Annotated in this window: 23 protein-coding genes; 14 read left to right on the plus strand and 9 right to left on the minus strand. The window is 42.3% G+C overall.

Going from position 1 to position 25,805, the window contains the following annotated elements; all coding sequences use genetic code 11:
* Window positions 1-11: 11 nt before the first annotated feature.
* A complete protein-coding gene (locus MTF64_RS11115; RefSeq protein WP_039972249.1) occupies window positions 12-212 on the plus strand; it encodes a phage integrase N-terminal SAM-like domain-containing protein in 201 nt (66 codons plus the stop codon).
* A 99-nt stretch (window positions 213-311) separates the two neighbouring features.
* On the opposite strand, the gene MTF64_RS11120 is transcribed toward MTF64_RS11115, so the two are convergent.
* The 7 genes from MTF64_RS11120 to MTF64_RS11150 form a co-directional block, all read right to left on the minus strand.
* Window positions 312-1,082 (minus strand): SDR family oxidoreductase, encoded by a 771-nt coding sequence (locus tag MTF64_RS11120; RefSeq protein WP_248451392.1) that lies wholly within the window; start codon window positions 1,080-1,082, stop codon window positions 312-314.
* A 9-nt stretch (window positions 1,083-1,091) separates the two neighbouring features.
* Entirely contained in the window at window positions 1,092-1,991 is a 900-nt protein-coding gene (gene mmsB / locus MTF64_RS11125) for a 3-hydroxyisobutyrate dehydrogenase (protein WP_248451393.1), read from the minus strand.
* Window positions 1,988-3,151 carry an enoyl-CoA hydratase/isomerase family protein gene (locus MTF64_RS11130; protein WP_248451395.1) on the minus strand — a complete coding sequence of 388 codons (1,164 nt, stop codon included), beginning with the start codon at window positions 3,149-3,151 and terminating at the stop codon, window positions 1,988-1,990. Before MTF64_RS11130 ends, mmsB begins: the two co-directional genes overlap by 4 nt.
* Window positions 3,151-3,936: an enoyl-CoA hydratase gene (locus MTF64_RS11135; RefSeq protein ID WP_248451397.1), complete on the minus strand. Its 786-nt coding sequence runs from the start codon at window positions 3,934-3,936 to the stop codon at window positions 3,151-3,153. Before MTF64_RS11135 ends, MTF64_RS11130 begins: the two co-directional genes overlap by 1 nt.
* A 10-nt stretch (window positions 3,937-3,946) precedes the next feature.
* Window positions 3,947-5,104, minus strand: a complete 1,158-nt coding sequence (locus MTF64_RS11140; RefSeq protein WP_248451400.1) for an acyl-CoA dehydrogenase family protein — start codon at window positions 5,102-5,104, stop codon at window positions 3,947-3,949.
* Between the two features lie 141 nt (window positions 5,105-5,245).
* Window positions 5,246-6,736: a CoA-acylating methylmalonate-semialdehyde dehydrogenase gene (locus MTF64_RS11145; RefSeq protein ID WP_248451401.1), complete on the minus strand. Its 1,491-nt coding sequence runs from the start codon at window positions 6,734-6,736 to the stop codon at window positions 5,246-5,248.
* Window positions 6,737-6,839: 103 nt separating this feature from the next.
* Entirely contained in the window at window positions 6,840-8,021 is a 1,182-nt protein-coding gene (locus tag MTF64_RS11150; protein ID WP_248451403.1) for an acetyl-CoA C-acyltransferase, read from the minus strand.
* Window positions 8,022-8,351: 330 nt separating this feature from the next.
* Between MTF64_RS11150 and MTF64_RS11155 the strand changes: the two genes are divergently transcribed.
* The 9 genes from MTF64_RS11155 (at window position 8,352) to MTF64_RS11195 (ending at window position 17,927) form a co-directional block, all read left to right on the plus strand.
* Entirely contained in the window at window positions 8,352-8,786 is a 435-nt protein-coding gene (locus MTF64_RS11155) for a MerR family DNA-binding transcriptional regulator (protein WP_055253512.1), read from the plus strand.
* A gap of 48 nt (window positions 8,787-8,834) precedes the next feature.
* On the plus strand, window positions 8,835-10,010 hold the full coding sequence (locus MTF64_RS11160) for an isovaleryl-CoA dehydrogenase (protein WP_024034119.1): 1,176 nt from the start codon (window positions 8,835-8,837) through the stop codon (window positions 10,008-10,010).
* A 10-nt stretch (window positions 10,011-10,020) separates the two neighbouring features.
* Entirely contained in the window at window positions 10,021-11,628 is a 1,608-nt protein-coding gene (locus MTF64_RS11165) for a carboxyl transferase domain-containing protein (protein WP_024034118.1), read from the plus strand.
* A gap of 13 nt (window positions 11,629-11,641) precedes the next feature.
* Window positions 11,642-12,412 carry an enoyl-CoA hydratase/isomerase family protein gene (locus tag MTF64_RS11170; protein ID WP_248451404.1) on the plus strand — a complete coding sequence of 257 codons (771 nt, stop codon included), beginning with the start codon at window positions 11,642-11,644 and terminating at the stop codon, window positions 12,410-12,412.
* A gap of 8 nt (window positions 12,413-12,420) precedes the next feature.
* On the plus strand, window positions 12,421-14,412 hold the full coding sequence (locus tag MTF64_RS11175; protein ID WP_248451405.1) for an acetyl/propionyl/methylcrotonyl-CoA carboxylase subunit alpha: 1,992 nt from the start codon (window positions 12,421-12,423) through the stop codon (window positions 14,410-14,412).
* A complete protein-coding gene (locus MTF64_RS11180; protein WP_248451408.1) occupies window positions 14,412-15,314 on the plus strand; it encodes a hydroxymethylglutaryl-CoA lyase in 903 nt (300 codons plus the stop codon). The genes MTF64_RS11175 and MTF64_RS11180 overlap by 1 nt, the downstream gene beginning before the upstream one ends.
* A gap of 45 nt (window positions 15,315-15,359) precedes the next feature.
* Entirely contained in the window at window positions 15,360-16,058 is a 699-nt protein-coding gene (locus tag MTF64_RS11185) for a CoA transferase subunit A (RefSeq protein ID WP_004587895.1), read from the plus strand.
* A 15-nt stretch (window positions 16,059-16,073) separates the two neighbouring features.
* Window positions 16,074-16,730 (plus strand): 3-oxoacid CoA-transferase subunit B, encoded by a 657-nt coding sequence (locus MTF64_RS11190; protein WP_004587894.1) that lies wholly within the window; start codon window positions 16,074-16,076, stop codon window positions 16,728-16,730.
* Window positions 16,731-17,045: 315 nt separating this feature from the next.
* Window positions 17,046-17,927, plus strand: a complete 882-nt coding sequence (locus tag MTF64_RS11195; RefSeq protein ID WP_004587893.1) for a LysR family transcriptional regulator — start codon at window positions 17,046-17,048, stop codon at window positions 17,925-17,927.
* Between the two features lie 989 nt (window positions 17,928-18,916).
* Here the strand turns inward: MTF64_RS11195 and MTF64_RS11200 are convergent.
* Together MTF64_RS11200 and msrA are read right to left on the minus strand one after the other, a co-directional pair.
* Window positions 18,917-19,672 carry a transporter substrate-binding domain-containing protein gene (locus MTF64_RS11200; RefSeq protein ID WP_029772318.1) on the minus strand — a complete coding sequence of 252 codons (756 nt, stop codon included), beginning with the start codon at window positions 19,670-19,672 and terminating at the stop codon, window positions 18,917-18,919.
* A 116-nt stretch (window positions 19,673-19,788) separates the two neighbouring features.
* Window positions 19,789-21,078 carry a peptide-methionine (S)-S-oxide reductase MsrA gene (gene msrA, locus MTF64_RS11205; protein WP_248451411.1) on the minus strand — a complete coding sequence of 430 codons (1,290 nt, stop codon included), beginning with the start codon at window positions 21,076-21,078 and terminating at the stop codon, window positions 19,789-19,791.
* A gap of 196 nt (window positions 21,079-21,274) precedes the next feature.
* Here msrA and pxpB point away from each other — a divergent pair, with 196 nt between their 5' ends.
* The 4 genes from pxpB (at window position 21,275) to MTF64_RS11225 (ending at window position 25,803) form a co-directional block, all read left to right on the plus strand.
* Entirely contained in the window at window positions 21,275-21,934 is a 660-nt protein-coding gene (gene pxpB / locus MTF64_RS11210) for a 5-oxoprolinase subunit PxpB (protein WP_248451412.1), read from the plus strand.
* Window position 21,935: 1 nt separating this feature from the next.
* Window positions 21,936-22,868, plus strand: a complete 933-nt coding sequence (locus MTF64_RS11215) for a biotin-dependent carboxyltransferase family protein (RefSeq protein WP_248451413.1) — start codon at window positions 21,936-21,938, stop codon at window positions 22,866-22,868.
* Between the two features lie 438 nt (window positions 22,869-23,306).
* Complete coding sequence (gene asnB, locus MTF64_RS11220) at window positions 23,307-24,980, plus strand: asparagine synthase B (protein WP_064385433.1); 1,674 nt, start codon at window positions 23,307-23,309, stop codon at window positions 24,978-24,980.
* Window positions 24,964-25,803: a PhzF family phenazine biosynthesis protein gene (locus MTF64_RS11225; protein ID WP_248451415.1), complete on the plus strand. Its 840-nt coding sequence runs from the start codon at window positions 24,964-24,966 to the stop codon at window positions 25,801-25,803. Before asnB ends, MTF64_RS11225 begins: the two co-directional genes overlap by 17 nt.
* The last annotated feature ends 2 nt before the right edge of the window (window positions 25,804-25,805 follow it).

Consider the following 25,805-nt stretch of genomic DNA (forward strand, 5'->3'; position numbering starts at 1 on the left):
TAGCCGAACAAATGTATCTAAAGCGTTATGCTAAAAGTACCATTAAAGCGTATTTATACTGGATAGCTTCGTTTATTCGATTTAACTCTATGAGGCACCCAACAACAATGGGAAATAATGAGGCCGAACTTATTTTGAATCACTTAGTCAACCAAAAAAAGTGGCTCCTAACACTCAAACCAAGCCTTAAATGCGTTGAGCTTATTATTTAAAGAGGTGATTCAAAAGCCACTCTTATTAGGCATTTTTAAAACAAAAAAGCACAGCCCACAAGCGCCATACTTTTTAAATCAATCTTAACCTAGTTCGGTTTACAAACGAATACCGCCGTCTATTTCAACCACGCGACCGGTGAAAAAGTCGTTTTCGATTATGTACTGTGCAGTATGGGCAATTTCGTCGCTTTCGCCTAAACGCCCTACGGGTGTTACTGCAAGCATGCGCTGTTTGGCTTCGGGTTTCATGGCGTCGGTCATAGCGGTACTTATTACACCTGGTGCAATAGCGCCTACGCGTATACCAAAGCGGCCAAGCTCTTTAGCCCACGTGGTGGTAAGTGCCACTACGCCTGCTTTTGAAGCTGCGTAGTTTGTTTGCCCAATATTACCCGCGCGCGCTACGCTCGACATATTAACTATTACGCCGCCTTTGCCTGATTCAATCATGTGCCTTGCAGCTTCGCGCCCTGCTAAAAATACGCCAGTGAGATTTACATCAATTACTGATTGAAATTGCTCAAGTGACATTTTTTTAACCACTTTGCCGTCTTTTGCTTTTATAAACATGCCGTCGCGTAAAATGCCAGCGTTGTTTATAAGCACGCCAATGTGGCCAAAATCGCTATTAATGGTATTAAATACGTTTTCTACTTCGCTCTCAACAGTTACGTTTGCGGCGTAGCCTTTAATAGTGCCAGATACACCTTCCAGCTGTGTTAGTTTCTCGCACGCTGTGTTTAATAACTCTTGCGCCATATCTATAAGTGCGATGTTAGCGCCCATAAGGGCAAATTTTTGCGCCATTGCAAAGCCTAAGCCTTGTGCGCCACCGGTTATTACTACCGTGTTATTTTTAATTTCCACGCCTTGCTCCTACTTAGAAAACAGTTTAAAAATGGCGCTAAAATCATCACTGCCCGCACCTTGGTGCTGTAGCATAGTGTATAAATTTTTAGCCATTGAACCCATTGGGGTTGAAGAATTACTTTGCTGCGCGGCTTCCATGGCAAGCCCTAAATCTTTAGCCATTAAATCGACCATAAAGCCCGGTTTGTAATCGTTACTTGCAGGGGATGTATCCATTACGCCTGGGCATGGGTTGTAAAGTTCAAGGGTCCAGTTACGGCCAGAGCTTGCAGTCATAATGTCGCTGAGTACTTTTGCATCTAGCCCATTATTAATACCCATTTGCAGGGCTTCGCTCGTACCTGCCATTAAAATACTTAACAGCATGTTGTTGCATATTTTTGCAACTTGTCCTGCGCCAATATCGCCTGCATGAAATATGTTTTTACCCATATCATTAAGCACAGGTTGTGCGGTATTAAACGCGGCTTTACTACCACCAACAATAAACGTAAGCGTGCCTGCGGTTGCTCCAGCAACACCGCCCGATACCGGTGCATCTACAAAGCTAATACCCTGCTCGCCAAGTGCGCTGCCAACCACACGGGCCGACTCTGCATCTATTGTTGAGCAATCTATCACTAAGGTGTTGTTGCTAAGCACATTAATTAAGCCGCTATCGTCGTTATTGCCTAAATAAAGTGATTTAACATGTTTGCCCGCAGGTAACATACTAATAAGTATATCGGCATTGGTTGCACATGCATTTGCATTATCAGCTGCGTGTGCGCCTTTACTTGCAAGTTCATTTAAGACCGACTGGTTTAAATCAAATGCTGTAACATTATGGCCGGCTTTAATTAAGTTAGCCGCCATTGGGCCGCCCATATTACCTAAGCCGATAAAACCAATATTGAGTTTAGTCATCGTCTTTCCTTTATGTGTGTTGGGGTGTCTAAGCCATTGAGTGGGTGATTTTCGCCAAAACGGTTAGCAAAAAAGCTCTCTATTATGGCTTGTGGTAGATCACTCAGTGTTTTGTATTGCCAATTAGGCGCGCCGTCTTTATCTATTAATAGTGCTCTTACGCCTTCTTGAAATTCACCTACTTCGCCAGCGCGTACCGACATACCCAGCTCCATTTTAAAACACGCTAGTAAGCTTTTGCCTTTACTGGCTTTTAGCTGCTCACTTACTAGCGCGCAACTTAGTGGGCAACCATGCTTAAGTGATTTTTGGGCGCGTTGCAGCCATTTATCGTCAGTAGCTAGGCCTAAAATATAATCAACTTGTTCTTGTAGCGTATTAAGTTCAGCTAATTTTTGAATGGTTGCTAAGTTAGCTTTAATATTGCCTTTGGGCATACGCGCAGATTGGTTATCTAAATCGGTTAATAATTTAGTCAAACGCTCATGATTTAAACTTGCGGTTTTGCCCCACTTAGCCGCTAAAATTTGCGCTAGCATGGCATCATATTTAGTGCTGTCGATAAAGTGATCAGCAAGCGATACAAAGCGTGCATCTTCACAATTAATAGAGGCCGATGTTAGCCCTAAAAATAGCCCCACACCTTGTGGCATTTTATGTAAAAAGTAACTACCGCCTACATCTGGGTATAAGCCTATGGTTTGCTCTGGCATAGCAATGCGCGATGTTTCGGTTACTACGCGGTGGCTAGCACCGGCCATTAGGCCTAAACCGCCCCCCATTACTATGCCGTGCCCCCATACTAAAAGTGGTTTTTCGTAGCAATGAATAAGGTAATCAAGTTTGTACTCAAGGGTAAAAAAGTCTTCCACTAAGCTTGTTGGTTTTCCTTGCGCCATTGCATGATGAAGACTCACTACATCGCCACCAGCGCAAAATGCTTTATCGCCAGCGCCTTTTAAAATAACCATTGCGATTGCATCATCGCTTTGCCAAGCGCGCAATTGCGGCTCGAGTAATTTGATCATGTCAAAATTAAGGGCGTTTAATGCTTTAGGTACGTTGAGTGTAATAACCCCAATTAAGCTGCCGTTTTCTGCACTTGCCGTTTCAAATAGCACGGGGTCGTCGGCATTATTTAATAACGTTAAATTACTCATTAGCCATTTACCCAATTTGCGCGGCGTTTTTCTAAAAAGGCATTAACGCCCTCTTGTTGATCTTGTGTATCAAACAATCCAACAAACAATTCACGCTCAAGTGGTAATATACTTGCCATTGGTTGGTGGCGGCCTTTTTGTATAAGCGTTTTACATGCAGCTACCGAGCTTGGGCTTTGCTCGCTTACTTGATTGGCAAGTTTTAACGCCGCTGCAAAGCTTTCGCCTTGTGGTACAACTTCTTCTACTAAGCCAATTTGCAGGGCTTTATCGGCTTTTAAGCGCTCGCCGCATAAAATCATTCGTTTTGCCCAGCCTTCACCTACAAGCCATGCTAAATTTTGCGTGCCACCCGCGCACGGTAACAAACCCACTTTTGCCTCTGGCAGTGCCATTTGTGCTTGCTCTTCTGCTATGCGAATATCACACGCAAGCGCTACTTCTAACCCGCCGCCCATGGCATAACCGTTAATGGCCGCAACCGACACCCCTGTAAAATTAGTCAGTGCTTCAAAGGCTTCACCAAATACACGCGACATATCAGCGGCAACGCCTTTATCGCCACTAGCAAATACGTTTAAATCGGCCCCGGCGCTAAAAAACTTCTCGCCTTCGCCAGTAAGCACTAAGGCATAAATGTTTTTGTTGTTATTAAGCTCGTTAACTTTGTTTTTTAAATCAATTAAGGTGTCTTTTGTCCAGGTATTAGCTGGTGGGTTAGACATAGTTAAAATAGCAACATGGCCTTCGGTAGTCAGTTCAATACTCGGGTTAGATTGTGACATAACTTGCTCCTTATAAAACGTCGCTTGCAGACTCGGCTAAAATACGGCGCGCTATAATTACACGCATAATTTCGTTAGTGCCTTCTAAAATTTGATGAACGCGTACATCACGTACATGGCGCTCAAGCGGGTATTCTTTTATGTAACCGTAACCACCATGTACTTGCAGTGCCTCGTTACACACAGTAAAGCCAACGTCGGTGGCAAAGCGTTTAGCCATGGCGCAATAGGTGGTTTTTTCACTATCGCCGGTATCAAGTTTAAATGCCGCCAGCCTTACCATTTGGCGTGCAGCTACAAGCTCAGTGTTCATATCTGCAATTTTAAATTGCAAAGCCTGAAACGCAGCCAGAGGCTTACCAAATTGAGTACGCTCTTTTAAGTACTCTTTTGCCGTGTTTAGCGCAGCTTGTGCAGTACCAATTGAGCATGTGGCAATATTAATACGCCCGCCATCTAGGCCTTGCATAGCAAATTTAAAGCCTTCGCCCTCTTTACCTAATAAGTTATGCGCCGGAATACGCACATCTTCAAAACTAATTAAGCGTGTTGGTTGTGCGTTCCAACCCATTTTTTCTTCTGCTTTACCGTACTCAACGCCTTGTGCGTCACCAGGAACTACAAATGCCGAAATACCCGCAGCGCCTTCGCCACCGGTACGTGCCATTACTACTAATACTTCGGTTTCGCCCGCACCCGATATAAACATTTTTGAGCCGTTAATAACGTACTCATCACCTTCAAGCACAGCTTTTGTTTTTAGTGATGCTGCATCTGAGCCTGCCCCTGGCTCTGTTAAACAATAAGAGGCAAGTAGCCCGCCCATTACTAATTGTTCTACGTATGTGTCTTTAACTGCATCTGTACCAAAACTTGCTACCATCCAGGTGGCCATATTATGAATAGTTAGCATGGCCGTTGTAGCTGTACAGCCCATCGCAAGCTGCTCAAATATAATGCTTGAATCTAAGCGTGATAAACCAAGGCCGCCGGCTTCCTCTGGCGTGTATAAACCGCAAAAACCAAGCTCGCCCGCCGCTTTAATCGTATCTTTAGGAAAAATATGCTCGCGATCCCACTTTGCTGCATGTGGAGCAAGTTCTGATTCTGCAAATTGGCGTGCAGTTTCTGCAAAGGCTTGTTGATCTTCTGATAAGTTAAAGTCCATGGTAGACCTCTTTAATTGTGTTGTTAGTGTGTCCCATTAGGGTAAATGAGTGAAGAGCGGCAAAGGCTGATGTGTGTGTTCTAGTTGCTTGTCAGCGGATTTAGCCTTTGCGCCCTTCTTTATTATTATTTTTGAGTGTGTTTATTTTAAATTAATGCTCATGTTTGGACCTGAAGCGATGTCGTCTTCAAACCAACGTGAAGTAATGGTTTTAGTTTCTGTGTAAAAACGTATACCTTGCTTACCATAGGTGTGCGTATCGCCGTAAAACGAGCCTTTCCAACCCGTAAACGAGAAAAACGGCAGCGGTACCGGAATAGGCACATTAATACCCACTTGGCCCACTTCTATTTCGTGTTGAAATTTACGAGCCGCAGCGCCACTTGAGGTAAATAACGAGGTACCGTTGCCGTACGGGCTTTCGTTAATAAGAGCAATTGCCTCATCAAGCGTATCTACAAACATACAGGCAAGCACAGGGCCAAAGATTTCTTCTTTGTATAAGTCCATGTCTTTTGTCACATCGGTAAATAGTGTTGGGCCAACCCAGTTACCTTGATCAAAGCCCTCTACTGTGTAGTTTGAGCCATCAATTAAACAGGTGGCGCCTTGCTCTTTACCGCTTGCTATAAGCGATAAAATACGCTCTTTTGCTGCTTTTGATGTTTGTGGGCCGTAGGCTGCGTCTTTGTCATCCCATACGCCTGGGCGTACGTTTTCAAAGCCTGCTTTTATTTCATCTACCCACTCACTTGCTTGGCCTACAAACACAGCCACCGAAATACCCATACAACGCTGGCCTGCAGCACCAACCGATGCGCCAACTAGGTTATTTACCACGTGCGATTTACTCGCATCTGGCATAATAACCATGTGATTTTTAGCACCCACACACGCTTGTACGCGCTTAAGGTTTTGTGTGCCTTTAGAATAAATATATGCACCTACACCACACGAACCCACAAACGAAATTGCACGTACTGCTTTGTCTTCTAGTAGGCGGTCTACTTGCGGTTTTGTACCATGAACCACTTGTAATACGCCTTTTGGTGCGCCGGCTTCAATAAATAGCTCAGCTAAACGCATTGGAGTGAGCGGGTCTTGCTCAGAGGGTTTTAAAATAAAGGTGTTACCACATACAATAGCTAGCGGAAACATCCAAAGAGGGATCATCGCCGGAAAGTTAAACGGCGTAATGCCTGCACAAACGCCAAGGGGCTGCATGTAAGAATAGGTATCGATTTTACGGGCAACGTTTTCCATTGTTTCGCCCATCATTAATGACGGTGCGTTAGCTGCTTGTTCCACTACTTCAATACCGCGCCATACATCGCCTTTTGCATCTTCAAACGTTTTACCTAGTTCGTGGCAAATAATGGTCGCAAGCTCATCGTGGTGTTCTTTTAACAGCGCCGCGTATTTCATCATAATGCGGGCACGCTCGGTAATGGGCACATCTTTCCATGTTTTAAATGTTTCTGAGGCCGAGGCAATCGCTGCATCCATTTCTGAGTCGGTAGTGCATGGAACTTGCGCAAGTACTTCTTGGTTTGCTGGGTTAATTACATCAATAAGCTCGTTTGAAGCCGACTGAACAAATTCGCCATTTATAAGTAGTGGAACTTGGTGCATGGGTAAATCCTGTTGTTAGTGTGTTCTTTTAAAAAATGGCACCGTTTTGTTATTAGTATGAGTACGGTGCATTTTAGTTGCTGTTAGTTAATTAACTGTTTTGTTAGTAAGCCTCTACAGCCATGGCTACAGCTTCGCCGCCGCCAATACATAAAGACGCAATTCCTTTTTTAAGGCCACGGTTTTTAAGCGCGTGAATAAGCGTGACTAAAATTCTCGCGCCGCTGGCACCAATTGGGTGGCCAAGAGCACACGCCCCACCGTTTACGTTTACTTTGCTCTCATCAAGTTTTAATTCGTCAATAGCAAGCATGGTAACCATGGCAAAGGCTTCGTTAATTTCCCAAAGGTCAACATCAGCGGTTGTCCAGCCTGCTTTTTCAAGCACGCTGTTCATTGCGCCCACAGGTGCTACTGTAAATTCGCTTGGTTTTTGAGAGTGCGTGCTGTGCGCTACAATTTTACAAAGCGGTGTTAAGCCTTGCTCTTTTGCTTTTGATTCGCTCATTAATATAAGTGCTGCGCCACCATCAGAAATTGACGATGAATTAGCCGCAGTGATGGTGCCGTCTTTTTTAAAGGCAGCACGCAGGCTTGGTATTTTTTCTGGGCGGGCATTACCGGGTTGCTCATCAACCGATACGGTTACATCGCCCTTGCGGGTTTTTATGGTGTGCGGCGCAATTTCGTTTTCAAAGCTGCCGTTTTCAATTGCCGCATTGGCTTTACTTAACGAGCTAAGTGCAAACTCATCCATTTGCTCACGGCCAATGCCGTACTCATCGGCAGTATCTTGTGCAAAGCAGCCCATTGCTTTGTTATCGTAAGCATCTTCTAGGCCATCGCTCATCATATGATCTTTAATTTCGCCGTGGCCCATACGCATACCGCCACGTGCTTTAGGTATAAAATACGGTGCGTTACTCATGCTTTCCATGCCACCAGCAATTGCACTACTAATTGAGCCCGCTTTAATTAAGTCGTTTGCGAGCATAGCGGCTTTTAAACCAGAGCCACATACTTTATTAATGGTGGTAGCACCCGTGCCCAGAGCAAGGCCTGCTTTTAACATTGCTTGGCGTGCTGGCGCTTGGCCAAGGCCCGCCGGCAATACACAGCCCATAATTACTTCATCTATTGCATCATTTGCTAAACCAGTTTGTGCAAGCGCACTTGCAATGGCGGTTGCGCCAAGCTCGGTAGATTGTGCATCGGTCAATGCGCCCATAAACCCGCCCATTGGCGTACGCTTTGCTGCTACAATTACCACTGATTCTAAAGTCATAATTAACTCCGTTGTATTTATATGCAAATAGTTGTTAGAATATTTGCTCTATTAATTTAGTATTCATTTATTGTTTAACACCCTTACACAATACTAACGTTTACGCTAACGTCAACTAAAAAGCGTTTAATTTTTAGTTTTAAAAGTGTAAGCATTATTTTCCAGTAACGGCGAAGTGAACAATTAATAAAAATAAACTATTGAATATTAATAATATAATTTAACATTTCACATCAACACTCCTTTATAAATAGTTTCATACCACACCAAGCTTTACCTTTACGTAAACTTCACTTATATTGGAGTTATTCGAATGAGGTAAACACAACTATGAAACCAGATAACCAAACAAACTTTGCAAGTTCTGCAAAAGCGCCAAGCAGTAACGATCAAACCTTTAGTATTAGCGATTTAGCTAAAGAGTTTGATATTACCACCCGCTCTATTCGTTTTTACGAAGACCAAGGTTTAGTAAGCCCAGAGCGCAATGGCCAAACCCGTATTTATTCAAAACGCGACAAAGTTCGCTTAAAGCTAATACTGCGTGGCAAACGCTTAGGCTTTACGCTTGCAGAAACAGGCCGTTTGTTTGAACTGTACGACGCTGATAAATCAAGCGCTAAACAGCTGGTGACTATGCTCGATTTAATAGCAGAGAAAAAAGCCGACCTTTCTCAGCAAATGGACGACATAAAAGTTGTGCTTATGGAATTAGTGACAGCGGAGCGCCGCTGCAGAGAAACACTTAATAAAATAGACGAGTAGCCTATTTTAATAATAAAAACACACTGACAACACACACAGGAATGAATCATGAGCACTATTTCACTTTATAAAGAGATGAACTTTGGCCTTGGCGAAACCGCCGATATGATCCGCGACCACGTAAATAGCTTTGCAAGCCAAGAAATTGCGCCACTGGCTGAACAAACCGATATGGACAACGCGTTTCCTAATCAGCTTTGGCCGCAAATGGGCGAAATGGGTGTACTAGGCATGACCGTATCTGAAGACTTTGGCGGTGCAGGCTTAGGCTACTTAGAGCATGTAATTGCCATGGAAGAAATTAGCCGTGCGAGTGCATCAATTGGCTTAAGCTATGGTGCGCATTCAAACTTGTGTGTAAATCAAATTAACCGTAACGGTAATCAAGCACAAAAAGAAAAATACTTACCAAAGCTTATTAGTGGTGAACACATTGGTGCCCTTGCCATGAGCGAGCCAAACGCAGGCTCTGACGTGGTATCAATGAAACTTAAAGCTGAAAAAAAAGGCGATAAATACATTTTAAATGGCAATAAAATGTGGATCACCAACGGCCCCGATGCACACACATTTGTTATTTATGCAAAAACAGATTTAGAAGCCGGCGCTAAAGGCATTACCGCATTTATTGTTGAAAAAGACTTCCCTGGTTTTTCTACCGCGCAAAAGCTAGACAAGCTTGGTATGCGTGGCTCAAACACGTGTGAACTGGTGTTTGAAAACTGCGAAGTACCAGAAGAAAACATTTTAGGTAACCTAAACGAAGGCGTTAAGGTACTAATGAGCGGCCTAGATTACGAACGTGTAGTACTTGCTGCAGGCCCGCTTGGCATAATGCAAGCCTGTATGGATATTGTTGTACCGTACATTCATGAACGTAAACAGTTCGACACCCCTATTGGCCAATTTCAGTTAATTCAAGGCAAAGTAGCCGACATGTATACACAAATGAACGCAGCGCGCTCATACGTTTATACCGTTGCAAAAGCGTGTGACCGCGGCGAAACCACCCGTAAAGATGCCGCCGGCGCCATTTTATATGCAGCTGAGCTTGCCACTAAAATGGCGCTCGATGCCATTCAAATTTTAGGGGGTAACGGCTACATAAACGAATACGCCACAGGGCGCTTACTGCGTGATGCCAAACTATACGAAATTGGTGCTGGTACATCAGAAATACGCCGCATGCTTATTGGCCGCGAACTCTTTACCGAAAGCCGTTAAGGATTAAATTATGACGATATTAAAATCGAGCGTTAATCCTCACGATCCTACTTTTGTGCAAAATCACAAAAACATGGCAGCTTTGGTTGATGATTTACATAGTAAAGTAGCCACCATAAGCTTAGGCGGCGGCGCTGCGTTAAAAGAGCGTCACGAAGGCCGAGGTAAGTTATTTGTACGCGACCGTATTAGCACTTTATTAGATGAAGGCTCACCGTTTTTAGAAATTTCGCAATTTGCAGCCTTTGGTGTGTACGAACAAGAAATTGCCTGTGCGGGTGTAGTTGCTGGTATTGGCCGTGTTAAAGGTATTGAATGCATGATCATTGCAAATGATGCCACGGTAAAAGGCGGTACATACTTTCCGCTTACCGTTAAAAAGCATTTACGCGCACAAGATATAGCCGAGCGTTGCCACTTACCGTGTATTTATTTGGTTGATTCGGGCGGTGCTAACCTGCCTGAGCAAGACGATGTATTCCCTGATAAATTACATTTTGGCCGTATTTTTTATAACCAAGCCCGTATGTCGGGTAAAGGTATTCCTCAAATTGCCGTGGTAATGGGGTTATGTACCGCAGGCGGCGCATACGTACCCGCAATGGCCGATGAAAGCATAATTGTAAAAGAGCAAGGCACTATATTTTTAGCCGGCCCGCCACTTGTAAAAGCAGCGACTGGTGAAGTAGTCAGCGCCGAAGAATTAGGCGGCGCCGATGTACATTGTAAAACATCGGGGGTGGCTGACCACTTTGCAGAAAATGACGAGCATGCGCTGTCTATTGCCCGCCAATGTATTGAGCGTATTAATTACACGCGCCCTACAGCCCCTCTTTTAGAGGATGTAAAACCGCCACGTTACGATATAAACGAGCTTTACGGCATTGTAGGCACTGACCTTAAAAAGCCGTTTGATGTGCGTGAAGTTATTGCCCGTACGGTTGATGATTCATCGTTTGATGAATTTAAACGCTACTTTGGTGAAACGCTGGTAACAGGTTTTGCCAGTATTTACGGTAACCCTGTAGGCATAGTGGCTAATAACGGCATTTTATTTAGTGAGTCGGCGCAAAAAGGCGCGCACTTTATTCAACTATGTGCACAGCGCAATATTCCTTTAGTGTTTTTACAAAATATTACCGGCTTTATGGTGGGTAAAAAATACGAAGCTGAAGGCATAGCAAAGCACGGCGCTAAAATGGTAATGGCGGTTTCGTGTGCCGATGTGCCAAAATTTACGGTACTAATTGGTGGCTCTTACGGCGCGGGTAACTATGGTATGTGTGGCCGCGCATTTGAACCCACCATGATGTGGATGTGGCCCAATGCCCGTATTTCGGTAATGGGCGGCGAGCAAGCCGCCGGAGTAATGGCACAAGTTAAGCAAGATGGCTTAGCACGTAAAGGGCATAGCATGAGCGAGCAAGAAGTTAGCGATTTTAAAAAGCCAATTATTGATCAGTACGAAGAGCAAGGCCATCCGTATTACGCAAGCGCCCGCTTGTGGGACGACGGCATTATTGACCCTGCCGATACCCGTAACGTATTAGGCCTTGCCTTAAGTGCAGCTAAAAATGCACCACAGCAAGACTCTAAGTTTGGCGTATTTAGAATGTAACCGGAGCGCAAAAATGTCAGTAACACTACAAATAACAAAATCTAATGTGGCTGTACTTGTTTTAAGCCGAGTTGAAAAACGTAACGCATTTAATAGTGAAGTAATACACGAGCTAATTCAGTGCATAGAGCATGCAAATACACTCGATATTCGCGCTTTGGTTTTAAAAACTGAAGGCAAGCACTTTTCTGCCGGTGCCGATTTAGCTTGGATGAAATCAATGGCTGATAACAACTACGCCGATAACCTAGCTGATTCAATGCAGCTCGCTAAATTAATGCAGGTATTGGCAAGCTCGCCGCATCCAACAATTTGCGCTGTGCAAGGCGCTGCTTTTGGTGGTGCACTGGGCTTAATAGCCTGTTGCGACATAGCCCTTAGTAAAGACGATGCGCAGTTTTGTTTAAGCGAAGTAAAGCTAGGGCTTATTCCTGCGGTAATTAGCCCGTATGTAATTAAAGCCATTGGTGAGCGCGCTGCGCGCCGCTACTTTTTAACTGCCGAGGTGTTTGATGCACACACAGCAAAACAACTTGGTTTGGTTCATCAGGTGACCGGTAATTTAGACTGTGCCCTTGATAACATGCTGCAAACATTAATCGATAACGGCCCAGTCGCTGTAAAAGCCGCTAAATCATTAATTAACGATGTAGCAAATAAGCCTATTAATGATGAGCTTATTGAACTCACGGCCGAACGTATTGCAAATATTCGGGTTTCGGACGAAGGCCAAGAAGGACTAAGCGCCTTTTTTGATAAACGCCCTCCCGCTTGGCAACTGTAGGACTAATTATGAACACACACACATTAAAAAAGATACTCATTGCCAACCGTGGTGAAATTGCATGCCGTATAATGCGAAGTGCAAAACAAATGGGCCTAACAATGGTCGCTGTTTACTCTGACGCCGACAAACACGCACAACATGTAAAAATGGCTGATGAGGCCTACCACATTGGCCCTGCACCAAGTAAAGACTCATACCTTGTAACAGATAAAATTTTACAGGTTGCAAAAACAAGCGGTGCCGATTGTATACACCCTGGGTACGGTTTTTTATCTGAAAACAGCGAGTTTGCTAAAGCCTGTGAAGCTAACAACATTGCGTTTATTGGCCCTCTTGCAAGCAGCATAGAAGCCATGGGCTCTAAAACCCGCGCCAAAGAAATTATGGCCGCGGCAAATGTACCATTAGTGCCAGGCTATTACGGTGAAAACCAAGATCCTGCTTTTTTACAATCTGAGGCTGAAAAAATTGGCTACCCCGTGCTCATTAAAGCGGCCTTTGGTGGTGGCGGTAAAGGCATGCGCGTTGTTGAGCAAGCCAAAGACTTTATAAGTGCGCTTGAAGGCGCACAGCGTGAAGCAATTGCGGGCTTTGGTAATGACTTAGTACTGCTTGAGCGCTATGTTAACCAGCCTCGCCATGTTGAAGTACAAGTTTTTGCCGATAACCACGGTAACTGTGTTTATTTAGGGGATCGTGATTGCTCATTACAGCGCCGTCATCAAAAAGTAATTGAAGAAGCCCCAGCGCCTGGTTTGTCTGATGAACTGCGTAAAGAAATGGGGGAAGCCGCAGTACGCTGTGCCCTTGCAATAAACTACAGAGGTGCAGGTACGGTTGAGTTTTTACTGTGTGGCGATGATTTTTTCTTTATGGAAATGAACACGCGCCTGCAAGTAGAACACCCTGTGACAGAAATGGTAACTGGTGTAGATTTAGTTAATTGGCAAATTAATATTGCCGCTGGGCAAACGCTGCCACTAACGCAATCAGACATACAACTCCAAGGCCACAGCTTTGAAGCGCGTATTTACGCGGAAGATCCAAGTAACGATTTCATTCCCTGCTCGGGCACTATTGAATCGTTAAATACTCCGCTTAACAGTGAGTTTGTAAGAATAGATACAGGTATTGCACAAGGCGATGAAATAAGCCCGTATTACGACCCTATGATTGCAAAGCTTATAGTACATGATGATAACCGAGAGCAAGCATTATCGCGTTTACGCCAAGCTCTTGAGCAATTTCACTTAGCGGGTTTTAGCACTAATATTGGCTTTTTACACAACTTAGCAAGCCACCCTACATTTGTTCAAGGTGCGCCAAGCACCCACTTTATTGCCGAGCAAGGCGATGCATTGGTAAGTATTGATAGCGCCGCGCTTGAAAAAGCACAACTAATTGCAGCCTTTGCCTACCTTGAATCGCTTGGTGCTAAAAAGACAACTCAGCAAAGCGCAAGCCCGTGGCAACAACTCAGTGGTTTTACACTTAACGCACCACAAAAATTGGATGTACCATTTACAGACTTAGCTATTAGTGCGGTTAAAACTAAAACGGGTTATGTTGTAACGCATAATGATAAGTCGTTCGATATAGCGGGCTTTGTAAACCAAAACGTATGTAATTTGTTTATTAATGGGGAAAAATTTACCGCCCATGTTTGCCACGTTGATAACAGTATTAGCGTGATGTTTGCTGCGCTGCAAATTAAGCTTGCTTTAAACACTAAACATTACATTAGCAGCCATGAAAGTGACGCCCTGCCCCTTGCGGCGCCACTTAATGGCACTGTGGTTAAGCATTTAGTTGATGTAGGCAGCACCATTACCAAAGGCGATGCCGTAGTGATTATTGAAGCCATGAAAATGGAATACACGCTCAACGCCCCGCACGATGGTATTTTACAAAGCTACTGCTTTGATGAAGGCGAATTAGTTTCGCACGGCGCTTTATTAGCAATTGTAGAAGACACCACGGCGCAGGAGGCATCGTGATGGCTGCTTTTCCAACTGAAGTTAAAATTGTTGAAGTAGGCGCGCGTGATGGCCTACAAAACGAAAAATCAGTCACTGCAGCTGATAAAATTTCATTAATAAATGCACTTAGTGACGCGGGTTTAAAAAATATTGAAGCCGGTGCTTTTGTATCGCCTAAATGGGTGCCACAAATGGCCGATTCAGCCGAGGTGATAACAGCGCTTAATTTACTCCATGTAAATTTAAGTGCGCTTACACCCAATTTAAAAGGCGCCCAAGCAGCCCATGCCGTTGGCATAAAAGAATTTGCCATATTTACCGCGGCAAGCGAATCGTTCTGTCAAAAAAATATAAATTGCAGTATTGATGAGAGTATTGAGCGTTTTAGCGACGTTATGGCATTTGCAAAAGCCAATAACATACGTGTACGCGGTTATGTAAGTTGTGTACTCGGTTGTCCTTATGAGGGAGAAATAGACCCCCATAAAGTACTTAGCGTTTCGCAAAAGCTTTTAGATTTAGGCTGCTACGAAATAAGCCTTGGCGATACCATAGGTGTTGGCACTGCAAATAAAGTTACCCAGCTTTTAACACTTTTGCTTGAACATATTGATAAATCAAAACTGGCAGTGCATTTTCATGATACCTACGGGCAAGCGCTCACAAATATTTACGCAGCGTTAAGCTTAGGTATAGCAACGGTTGATGCCGCTGTTGCAGGCCTTGGCGGCTGCCCTTATGCCAAAGGCGCGTCAGGAAATGTTGCCACCGAAGATGTGGTTTACTTACTCAATGGGCTTGGCATAGAGCATGGAATTGATTTACAAAGGTTAAGTAGCGCTGGTTGGAAAATTACACAAGCACTTGGCAAAACGCCTGTAAGCAAAGTTTCAATTGCATTAGGCAACACACAAAAATAATAGCTTAACTTGCCAAATGGCAGTTAACACAATGAGGAGAGTCTCATGGCCGGTTTTGATAAAGTGGTTTCTAGTTACGAAGCTGCAATGGCAGGGTTAAAAGACGGCGATACCGTTATTGCTGGCGGCTTTGGCTTATGCGGTATTCCTGAGGGCTTAATTAAACAAATTAAGGCAATGAACACCAAAGAGCTAACCGTGGTTTCTAACAACTGTGGTGTAGATGACTTTGGATTAGGAATTTTACTTAAAGATAAACAAATTAAAAAAGTAATTGCCTCCTACGTGGGCGAAAACGCCCTATTTGAGCAGCAATTACTAAGCGGTGAAATAGATGTAGAGCTTACCCCGCAAGGCACCTTGGCTGAAAAAATGCGTGCAGGCGGCGCGGGTATTCCTGCATTTTATACCGCTACAGGTTACGGTACGCCCGTTGCCGAGGGCAAAGATGTAAAAGAATTTGACGGTCGCCCTTATATTTTAGAAGAGTCGATCACCGGTGAGTTTGCCATTGTAAAAGCGTGGAAAGCCGACCGATACGGTAATTTAGTATTTAGGCACACTGCCATGAATTTTAACCCAATGGCCGCAACAGCAGGTAAGATTACCGTTGCCGAAGTAGAAGAAATAGTAGAGCCCGGTGAACTTGAGCCAAGCCAAATTCATACCCCAGGCATTTTTGTAAATCGCGTTATTAAAGGCGACTTTGAAAAACGCATTGAACGTGTAACAACACGAGATTAAGCAGGAGCATAGGTTATGGCATTATCACGTGAACAAGTTGCAATGCGCGTTGCACAGGAACTACAAGACGGCTTTTACGTTAATTTGGGCATAGGAATTCCGACACTCGTCGCAAACTATGTACCTGATGGTATTGAAGTTATGTTACAGTCAGAAAATGGGCTTTTAGGTATGGGTCCCTACCCAACAAAAGCCGAGCTAGACGCAGATATGATAAACGCGGGTAAAGAAACCGTGACAGCTGCCACAGGTGCAGCCATATTTAATAGTGCAGATAGTTTTGCCATGATACGGGGTGGTCATGTAGACTTAACCGTTCTGGGTGCATTTGAAGTAGACCAAAGCGGCAACATTGCCTCGTGGATGATCCCCAAAAAGCTGATAAAAGGCATGGGGGGCGCAATGGATTTAGTCGCTGGGGCAAAGAATATTATTGTTACTATGACCCATGCCAGTAAGCATGGTGATTCTAAATTATTAGAGTCGTGCACATTACCGCTAACGGGCGTTAATTGCGTTAAAAAAATAGTAACAGATTTGGCCGTACTTGAAGTTAAAGACGGCGCATTTCATTTACTCGAGCGCGCTCCGGGCGTATCGGTTGATGAAATAATTAGTAAAACAGCAGGTAAATTACTTGTTGACGGTGAAGTACCAGAAATGGTTTTTTAACGCTTTACCATGTACCGACCTCATTCCCAGTGCCAATGGCGCTGAGTTACCCAAAATCCCTCGAAAGAGGGATTTTTTTTGCCTGCCATAAACTTTTTTTCAGTTTTAATACAGTTGTAGTAAATATTATCTATAATACAAATAGCTTTTAATGTAAGCGCTTAGATTATTTGCACTAATTTGTGGATTGTCTGCACCTTTTTTGTGAACTAGTGCTATATTTAAAATTAAACTATTGATATTATTATATTAAATTATTGGTTCGATTATTGCCTATTAAAGGCGTCTTAAATTAATTAAACAATTCTGGAAAACATGCAAACTCCTATTCGAGGCCTCCGCTCTTTTTGCTTTGCAGCAAAAAGCTTAAGTTTTAAACATGCAGCTAAAGAGCTGTACTTAACGCCCTCTGCGGTAAGCCATCAGATAAAACAACTTGAAGAACAACTGGGCATTGAACTCTTTCAACGCCAAACCCGATCCATTAGTTTAACGGCTGCGGGTAAAAACTTTTTTGATGCCATTTCGCCTATTATCTATACGCTTGAAAACACCATCAACGAGTTCAGTCAATTGCAGCAAAATACTAATATAACTATTACGCTGCCTGAATTTTTTGCCAGTGAACTACTTATGCCTAAATTAAGTGAGTGGACATCTGAGCACCCTAATATAAATTTACAAATGGATACGCTCAAAACCCGTAAAGAGCTAACCCGCCACAGTGATTTATCGATTGTTTTATCCTCAAGTAAACCCACTGAGGGCCTTACTACAGAGCTATTTAATCTTGAATATATACCGGCGTGTAACGAAAAACTGTTAAAACAGTGGAAAGACGATCACTGCCAAGCATTAAACCAAGTACCATTAATCCTTCACAAAGCAAGGCCGTGGGCATGGCACCAATGGGCTGAAAAAGCGGGTATAGATGACTTTTCGCCTACGCAAATTATACAAATTGATAGTATGTTTGGGGTCGCTCGTGCAGCGCAACAGGGCATTGGCATTTCACTTATACCGCTGCCTATTAGCCAAAGCTGGTTTGATGAAAAATGGCTTTATAAATTATTTCAACAGCCCCTTACCACCAAAGATAAATACTATTTAGTACAGCATGAAGCTAATTCGCCAAATCCCGCGCTAGATTTATTTGCTAAATGGGTTGTATCTACATTTAGCAACATTCAAGGTTAGTGTTGCCTTAGTAAATGCAATTTACATTTTGGTTTAATAACGGCAATTTTAATGTGTGCAGCACGTAGCAAGTGCCAAAGCTGCACGCATTAAACTGTAAAGCTCCTTCTTTTTTACTTTCCTGAAGCTTAACAACACCGTTTAGTGATTTATTATTAATTAAATATTTTTATTTAATCATTCGTTTTTGCCCTACAAGCTAACCTATAAAAATTTATCATTTAAAATCAATAAAATAACACAACACGTTAGACTAAAGTCTATAGCTTAATTTTTTTCACTTATTGGTTTTATTTTTATCGTTTGTCTGACTTTTACGATTATTTTAAAGTTAATCCATCGCAAGCAAACAGCTAAACGTTTTTACTAATTAGACATTATTTACTGTTTTGCACCAAATAAATGCAACCTTTTTAGATGTGATAGCTCTAACAAGGTAAGAAAAGAATCTTATATTGTGTGTGTAAGATGTTGTCAGTGTGAAAAGGCAGTTCAAGTCAGGTGGTGACTTGGTTTGGACTGTTTTTTATTCCACCAACAGTACGCAGCAATAACTAAATTAGCTACTTTGTAGCAAACCAAATCTTATATTGTGTGTGTAAGATGTTGTCAGTGTGAAAAAGCAGTTCAAGTTAGGTGGTGACTTGGTTTGAACTGTTTTTTATTCCACCAGCAACACGCAGCAATAACGTAATTAGCTACTATGTAGCAAACCAAATCTTATATTGTGTGTGTAAGATGTTGTCAGTGTGAAAAAGCAGTTCAAGTTAGGTGGTGACTTGGTTTGAACTGTTTTTTATTCCACCAGCAACACGCAACAATAACGTAATTAGCTACTATGTAGCAAACCAAATCTTATATTGTGTGTGTAAGATGTTGTCAGTGTGAAAAGCGGTTCATGTGAGGTGGTGACCTTATATGGGCCGTTTTTGTTTTATAAACACAATTACCTGCCCCACCGTTTTATACCAACTCGCTTAAATTAAGTATTATTCAACTATAAAGTTATGCTTTTGTTTAAGCTCTTCAATGGCATTTTCATTGTCTTTTAAAAATACATTAAACTTTTTAACGAGCTGTGGGTGTTTAATGCTCGATAACATAAACGCTTGGTGATCAACAGGCAACTGATGCTGAAAAAACACAGGGACGGGGGTATCAAAAAACTCTTCTATATTGTATTTAAGTACATCGTGTGAAATATATATACAATCAACTCGCTCTTTATGCAGCAAATAAATCATCTCTATAACGTTATCATTTTCGAGTACTTGCAAGCCTGGCATTGAGGTTAACTTTTCAAGCCCTTGCAATGTAAAGCCACGCACTTTTGCAAGTGATTTACAATCTTCAAGTTTAATATTGTCTTTTAAGCTCGCTATGCCTGTATGTGTAACTAATGAAGGCACAGAATAATTAATATTTTGTTGATGCTGATTTTTATAACTTACTTGCCAATTAGGGTTGTCGGGGTATTTAAAGTCAACATGGTGATGCTCTATAAATTCTTTATAAAGGCGCGGAATAGGCAAAGTGTAAAATTCAAATTTAATATTTTGTTGTTTTGCAAATAGTTCCAGTAACTCTTTACTAAAACCAAAATAATCACGCTTATTAGTGCCACTGCCATCGTAATAAGGCAGGTATTCTATATTCTCTACCCCTATTACATATTTTTCGGTTGGCTGTGCTAATACAGGGCTTATAGTTATAAGCCCTGATACAAGTGCTAACGTGTTAATCAATTTGATAGTAAAATGCCGTTTATATCGTTTGGATTATTAATTTATATATCATAATCACAGTTAATTAAAGTTTAGATTTATTAAATATAAAAGAGCGAATTAATCGCTCTTATAAATTAGCTTTTGTCACGAGGTATAAACTCTAACACAGTAGCATTAATACAGTATCTATCTGTGCCTCTTGGCCCCTCACCTTTAAATAAATGCCCTAAATGTATACCTGTGCTTTTTGATTTGAGCTCTATTCGAGTCATCCCCCAGCTGGTATCTTTATGCTTAGTAACACTATTTTTAACCGGATGTTTAAACGACAGCCACCCCGTGCCCGAATTAAATCTATCGCGGGTATCAAATAATGGCTCACCACTTAATTTATCAACAAATACGCCATCGGGAGTGTTTTTAAATTCTTTATACTCTTTACAGTAAGGTCTGTCGGTGCGCTCATTAAATGCAACTTCGTAAGCATCACTATCACCTAGCTTAAAGGCGCCAAGCGCTTTGTAAAATTCGGCGGGGCTTGCATAGCCTTGACGCGCGTACACCTCTTTTCCATTTTCTAAAAACAAAATGGTGGGGGTTGCCCAAGTTGCCGATTTTATAGTTAGGCCATTAAGTTCATCTGCATGGCGAAATGTCAGTGGGATTGAACCTTTGTAATTGTTAGCGACTGTTTTTTTAAATTTTTCACAGTAAGGGCAGTATTCGCGCGAATCAAGTACCACAATCTGCTTGCCCGTGAGTAAAACACTATTGTCTATATCTGCTTTTTTAGTTTTATTAAATACCACACCCGTGGCGTGATCTGGGCAATAGCCATTTGGATTCTTTTGTAAATAATTTTGATGGTACTCCTCAGCAGATACAAACCCCTCAAGCGGTTTTATTACTGTTTTAATTGCCCCATAACCGGCTTCACTTAATAACGGCTGATACTCGGCTTTAACTTGCTCTGCAAGCTGCGCTTGCTCTTTAGTGGTAGTAAGAATAATTGATCGATACTGCGTGCCAATATCATTCCCTTGGCGATTCGATTGTGTAGGATCGTGGCTTTCAAAGTAATTTTGTAATAGCGCTTTAGAAGAAATGATATTGCTGTTGTACATCACTTGCACTACTTCAGCATAGTTGTTTTCGTCAAACCGGCGAGATTGGTCGGTGATATTTTTATAGGTTGCTTTAAAGCCGTGCCCGTCTGCATAGCCTGACTCTGCATCAATAACCCCTTCTAGTGCTTCGTAGCGCTTTTCTGCTCCCCAAAAACAGCCAGAGCCTAACACAATGGTTTTTATATGCATTGTGGCCTCTACGTTGCTGTGCTCTATTTTTTCGGTTGATAAAGCAAAGCAGCCGGCGCTAAATGTAATAGCGGCGCCTAATAAATAAACTGAGCGAGAAAATGTCATAAATACCTCTTAATACCTGCGTGTTTTAATTAAGACCCAACATCCCTTGTTTTAATTTCAGTAAATAAATACGTGCTAAATTTGAATACAGTTTGAGTCTGCATTTCTTTTTCGTTTATTTTTCTTATGGCTAGGTACTGAATAAATTGACAAAACTATGTTAGCTTTGCTGCACGTTGTATAAAAAGATTAAATTATGACTGCATTTTTACAGGTATTTACTTTAACAAATAACAGTTTGCTATTAGATGCCACACAGCATAAACAAAACAATGTGTTAGACACTCAAAAAAAAATTTGGGCACTCACTAAGCAGCTAAAGCAAAGTAACGAATTTATCGATTTAGTCCCAGGCATGAACTCTTTAACGCTTTATTTAAAATCGGCAAGTAATTTAAAAAAATGGCAAAACGCCTTGCCTGATTTATGGGACAAAGTACAAGCAACAACATTTAAAGGCACTCACCATAAAATACACACTACTTATGAAGGAGAAGATTTAGATTTAGTTGCCAAACAAACTAATTTAACACCCCAGCAAATTATTCAAATACATAGCCAAGCCACTTACCACGTTTTATTTTTAGGGTTTCAGCCCGGGTTTGCTTACCTATATGGATTAGATTCACGCTTGCATATCCCACGCAGAGACACGCCGCGTACCAAAGTACCTAAAGGAGCCGTTGCTTTAGGCGCAGAGCAAACTGCCATTTACCCCGCAGAAACACCTGGCGGTTGGCATATCATTGGCCACACAAACACGCCCCTTTTTGATAGCACACACTCAGATCCTTGCTTATTTAAACCCGGCGACACGCTATCGTTCGTTTCAATAAACACAGTGCAAGGAGCATAAAGTGATAAAAGTTCTTAAACCCGGCGTACAACTTACAATTCAAGATGGCGGGCGCTGCGGTTATCGTCATTTAGGTGTAAGCCTAGCGGGTTGTTTAGACCCTTACGCACAAATAATTGCCAATAAATTAGTGGGTAACAAAGATAATGAAGCTGTGCTTGAAGTTACGTTAGGCCTATGCGAGTTACAGTTTAAAACCGATACTGTTATTGCCCTACAAGGTGCTGATTTAAACGCTGCGCTTGATGAAACGCCCTTGTACCCTGGCTGGAGTTACCAAGTAAGAGCTAAACAAACTTTAAGCTTTGATACAGGCCGCGCTGGTTTGCGTGCCTATGTAGCCGTACAAGGTGGTATTGATGTTAAAGATATCATGGGCTCAAAATCCACCGATTTAAACGCGCTCTTTGGTGGTTTAGCAGGTAAAGCTCTTAGCGAGGGCGACATTATTCCTATTAAAACATCGCCCGTGCCAATAACGCGCTTTATACAGCGCGGCGCTATTACTCCGCCTAAACTAAAGGTGATTAGGGTACATGCAAGCCCACATGCGCAACTATTAGGTGATACGCTACTTAAACAGTTTTTTTCAACGGCGTTTAAAGTAAGCCATAACAGCAACAGAATGGGCCTTAGGCTAACAAACGAAAGTCCCCTAACTCATAGTCACTCACTTGCCTCTCTTGGTACAGGCCCGGGCTCTATTCAATTACCGCCCAGTGGTGAGCCTATTGTATTACTTAACGACGCACAAACAACCGGTGGCTACCCATTACTTGGCACGGTAATAGAGGCTGATTTACATCAATTTGCGCAATTTAGATCCGGTGACTCAATTGAATTTAAGCAAGTAACCCATGAGCAGGCTAGCTTAGCAAAACAAAAGCTTAAAGGTCACTTACATCAGCTCAGCTTGGCGCTTAAATATAGTTAACTCTAAGGTGAGATATAAACCTATTACAAGGAGCTAATAAAAGTACAAGCGGCGCTCTACTTAACTTGCAATAGGTAGGCTTAGATTGGTTAATTAAGCGCATAAAATTAAAACACGCTAACGCAAAAAATTATAATAAGGCAATTTAAGCTCTGCTTTAATTTTCGCACACACTTGGTGCATTTGTGCAGTGTGCTTTTTTGCAAACACTGCACTGAATGCCTTACTAACGCCACTTTACACACCAAAAGTGTTGTGAATATAGCCGCACCTGCGCGCAGCGCACTACTTTGGTGCGCGAACTTTTCAGTTGGTGCATAAATTATTCTTAATTAATTGTAAAAGCAGTGTGACTTGAGTAATTATTTCTGATAAAACAAGGTTTCGCAGCACAGCAAAGTTGCCCTGCTGCACACATAATAGGAATGAGGAGTTACTATGTGTTCAATTTTTGGTGTATTAGATATTAAATCTAACGCCACTCAGTTGCGTACCCAAGCAATTGAAATGTCAAAACTACTAAGGCACCGTGGCCCAGATTGGTCTGGTGTGTATTCATCTGAAAAAGCGATTTTAGTGCATGAACGCTTAGCCATTGTTGGTGTATCAAGCGGCGCACAACCATTATACAACCCTGAAAAAACAAATATTTTAGCGGTTAACGGCGAAATTTATAACCACAAAGAGCTGGCAGCAGAGTTAGAGGTTGATTTTGAGTTTCAGACTCAATCAGACTGTGAAGTTATTTTAGCGTTATACAAACAAAAAGGGCCTGAGTTTTTAGATGACTTAAATGGTATTTTTGCATTTTGTTTATACGATGAAGAAAACGATGCGTACTTAATTGGCCGCGATCATATTGGTATTATTCCGCTTTATACTGGTCACGATGAGCATGGTAATTTTTATGTTGCCTCAGAGCTTAAAGCGCTTTCACCAATTTGTAAGCACATTGAAGAGTTTCCACCAGGGCACTACCTATACAGCAAAAATGGTGAACTAACGCCTTATTATAAGCGCGATTGGGAAACCTTTGATGCAGTTAAAGATAACAGCGCACAAGCGCAAGACGTAAAAGAAGCGCTAGAAAGCGCTGTAAAACGCCAGCTAATGTGTGATGTACCGTATGGTGTATTGCTATCGGGCGGTTTAGACTCGTCGGTTATTTCGGCTATTACGCAACGTTTTGCTGCTAAACGTATTGAAGATAACGATGAAAGCGACGCATGGTGGCCTAAGCTGCATTCATTTTCTGTTGGGCTTGAGGGTTCACCTGATTTAGCCGCTGCGCAAAAAGTAGCGGATATGATTGGCACAGTACATCACCCTATTCACTTTACCATTCAAGAAGGTATTGATGCGCTTCGTGAGGTTATTTACCACATTGAAACGTACGATGTAACCACCATCCGTGCCTCAACGCCAATGTATTTAATGGCGCGCCAAATTAAAGCTATGGGTATTAAAATGGTATTATCAGGCGAAGGCGCTGATGAACTATTTGGTGGCTATTTATACTTCCATAAAGCGCCAAACGCACAAGAGTTTCATGAAGAGCTAAACCGTAAAGTGTCAAAGCTGCATATGTTTGACTGTTTACGTGCCAATAAGTCAATGGCTGCATGGGGCGTAGAAGCGCGCGTACCGTTTCTTGATAAAGAGTTTGTTGATGTGGCTATGCGTATCAACCCTGAAGCAAAAATGTGTAAAGATGACAAAATTGAAAAGCACATTTTACGCGAAGGCTTCGATGGCTACCTTCCTGAAGAAGTACTGTGGCGTCAAAAAGAGCAATTCTCAGACGGTGTTGGCTACAGCTGGATAGACACGTTAAAAGAGTTTGTAAACGAGCAAGTAAGCGACCAAGAGCTTGCTAACGCTAAGTTTAAATACCCTATTAACACGCCAGATTCTAAAGAAGCGTATTACTATCGCTCTATTTTTGAATCACACTTCCCAGGTGATGCATCGGCTAAATGTGTACCACATGGTAAGTCGGTCGCGTGTTCAACCCCTGAAGCACTTGCATGGGATGCATCATTTCAAAATAATGCTGATCCTTCAGGCCGTGCAGCTGGCGTTCACAACGACGCGTATGCAAGCAAAGGCTAAACGCGCCATTTTATCGCAACGTAGGCTACAACAGCTTAGGTTGCGATATATAAAGCACCTTTATTCAGTTCCTGTATTTTCTAGTTCACAGCATAACTTGGCCGGTTCAAGTGCGTTAATTGTTATTTATACGCAAGGGTTAAGTACGCGTGTAATGCAAAAAATTGCATCAAATTCGCAGCACCCTGCTAGCGTTTTTTTAAATGAAAATGAAATTTCTCACCGTGTATGTAACATTCGCTGGTTTAACCAAACATCTGAAATTAAGCGCTGCGGCCATGGCACCCTTGCTGCTGCAAAATGTTTATTAGCACACTTTGGTTTTTGCCCTTCACACTTTATTTCAAACGATAAAGAACGGTTTAAAATCAAGCGAGCTACAGGCCGGGTACAACTTCAGCTAGCGGCTATTAATTTAAAAAAGAGTGATGAGGTTAACAGCCTTAGTGATGTGTTTTCGCACTCTATAAAAGCTATTTACTCAACAGCTTATAAAAATGGCTATACCGTTGTACTGTTTAAAAGCATGGCTGATTTAAAGCATTTAGAGGTTAATTTTACACATTTAGTAAATGTGCATAACAATGCGGTAATTGCATTGCAAACACATAGTATTAATAAAACCAGCGCAAGCGCGTATTTTAGGTATTTTGCGCCTCAATTTGGGGTAAATGAAGATACTGCTACAGGCTCTGCCGTGTCGGTTATTGCACCACTTATTTTTAGACTATATGGTTTAAATAAAGTAACCCTTATGCAGCAGTCACCAAAAGGGGCGCTGCTAAACTATACGTTTAGCAGCAATCAGGTAGTTGTAAGTTAAGC

Origin of the sequence: Pseudoalteromonas sp. 2CM41L, assembly GCF_023161905.1 — a bacterium.
In the GTDB taxonomy this organism is placed as follows: Bacteria; Pseudomonadota; Gammaproteobacteria; order Enterobacterales; family Alteromonadaceae; genus Pseudoalteromonas; species Pseudoalteromonas atlantica.

Bases quoted from the DNA above. Each gene is read 5' to 3' on its own strand.
- MTF64_RS11115 (WP_039972249.1), top strand. From the start codon at position 12: ATGTATCTAAAGCGTTATGCTAAAAGTACCATTAAAGCGTATTTATAC.
- mmsB (WP_248451393.1), bottom strand. From the start codon at position 1,991: ATGACTAAACTCAATATTGGTTTTATCGGCTTAGGTAATATGGGCGGC.
- MTF64_RS11130 (WP_248451395.1), bottom strand. From the start codon at position 3,151: ATGAGTAATTTAACGTTATTAAATAATGCCGACGACCCCGTGCTATTT.
- MTF64_RS11135 (WP_248451397.1), bottom strand. From the start codon at position 3,936: ATGTCACAATCTAACCCGAGTATTGAACTGACTACCGAAGGCCATGTT.
- MTF64_RS11140 (WP_248451400.1), bottom strand. From the start codon at position 5,104: ATGGACTTTAACTTATCAGAAGATCAACAAGCCTTTGCAGAAACTGCA.
- MTF64_RS11145 (WP_248451401.1), bottom strand. From the start codon at position 6,736: ATGCACCAAGTTCCACTACTTATAAATGGCGAATTTGTTCAGTCGGCT.
- MTF64_RS11150 (WP_248451403.1), bottom strand. From the start codon at position 8,021: ATGACTTTAGAATCAGTGGTAATTGTAGCAGCAAAGCGTACGCCAATG.
- MTF64_RS11155 (WP_055253512.1), top strand. From the start codon at position 8,352: ATGAAACCAGATAACCAAACAAACTTTGCAAGTTCTGCAAAAGCGCCA.
- MTF64_RS11160 (WP_024034119.1), top strand. From the start codon at position 8,835: ATGAGCACTATTTCACTTTATAAAGAGATGAACTTTGGCCTTGGCGAA.
- MTF64_RS11165 (WP_024034118.1), top strand. From the start codon at position 10,021: ATGACGATATTAAAATCGAGCGTTAATCCTCACGATCCTACTTTTGTG.
- MTF64_RS11170 (WP_248451404.1), top strand. From the start codon at position 11,642: ATGTCAGTAACACTACAAATAACAAAATCTAATGTGGCTGTACTTGTT.
- MTF64_RS11175 (WP_248451405.1), top strand. From the start codon at position 12,421: ATGAACACACACACATTAAAAAAGATACTCATTGCCAACCGTGGTGAA.
- MTF64_RS11180 (WP_248451408.1), top strand. From the start codon at position 14,412: ATGGCTGCTTTTCCAACTGAAGTTAAAATTGTTGAAGTAGGCGCGCGT.
- MTF64_RS11185 (WP_004587895.1), top strand. From the start codon at position 15,360: ATGGCCGGTTTTGATAAAGTGGTTTCTAGTTACGAAGCTGCAATGGCA.
- MTF64_RS11190 (WP_004587894.1), top strand. From the start codon at position 16,074: ATGGCATTATCACGTGAACAAGTTGCAATGCGCGTTGCACAGGAACTA.
- MTF64_RS11195 (WP_004587893.1), top strand. From the start codon at position 17,046: ATGCAAACTCCTATTCGAGGCCTCCGCTCTTTTTGCTTTGCAGCAAAA.
- msrA (WP_248451411.1), bottom strand. From the start codon at position 21,078: ATGACATTTTCTCGCTCAGTTTATTTATTAGGCGCCGCTATTACATTT.
- pxpB (WP_248451412.1), top strand. From the start codon at position 21,275: ATGACTGCATTTTTACAGGTATTTACTTTAACAAATAACAGTTTGCTA.
- asnB (WP_064385433.1), top strand. From the start codon at position 23,307: ATGTGTTCAATTTTTGGTGTATTAGATATTAAATCTAACGCCACTCAG.
- MTF64_RS11225 (WP_248451415.1), top strand. From the start codon at position 24,964: ATGCAAGCAAAGGCTAAACGCGCCATTTTATCGCAACGTAGGCTACAA.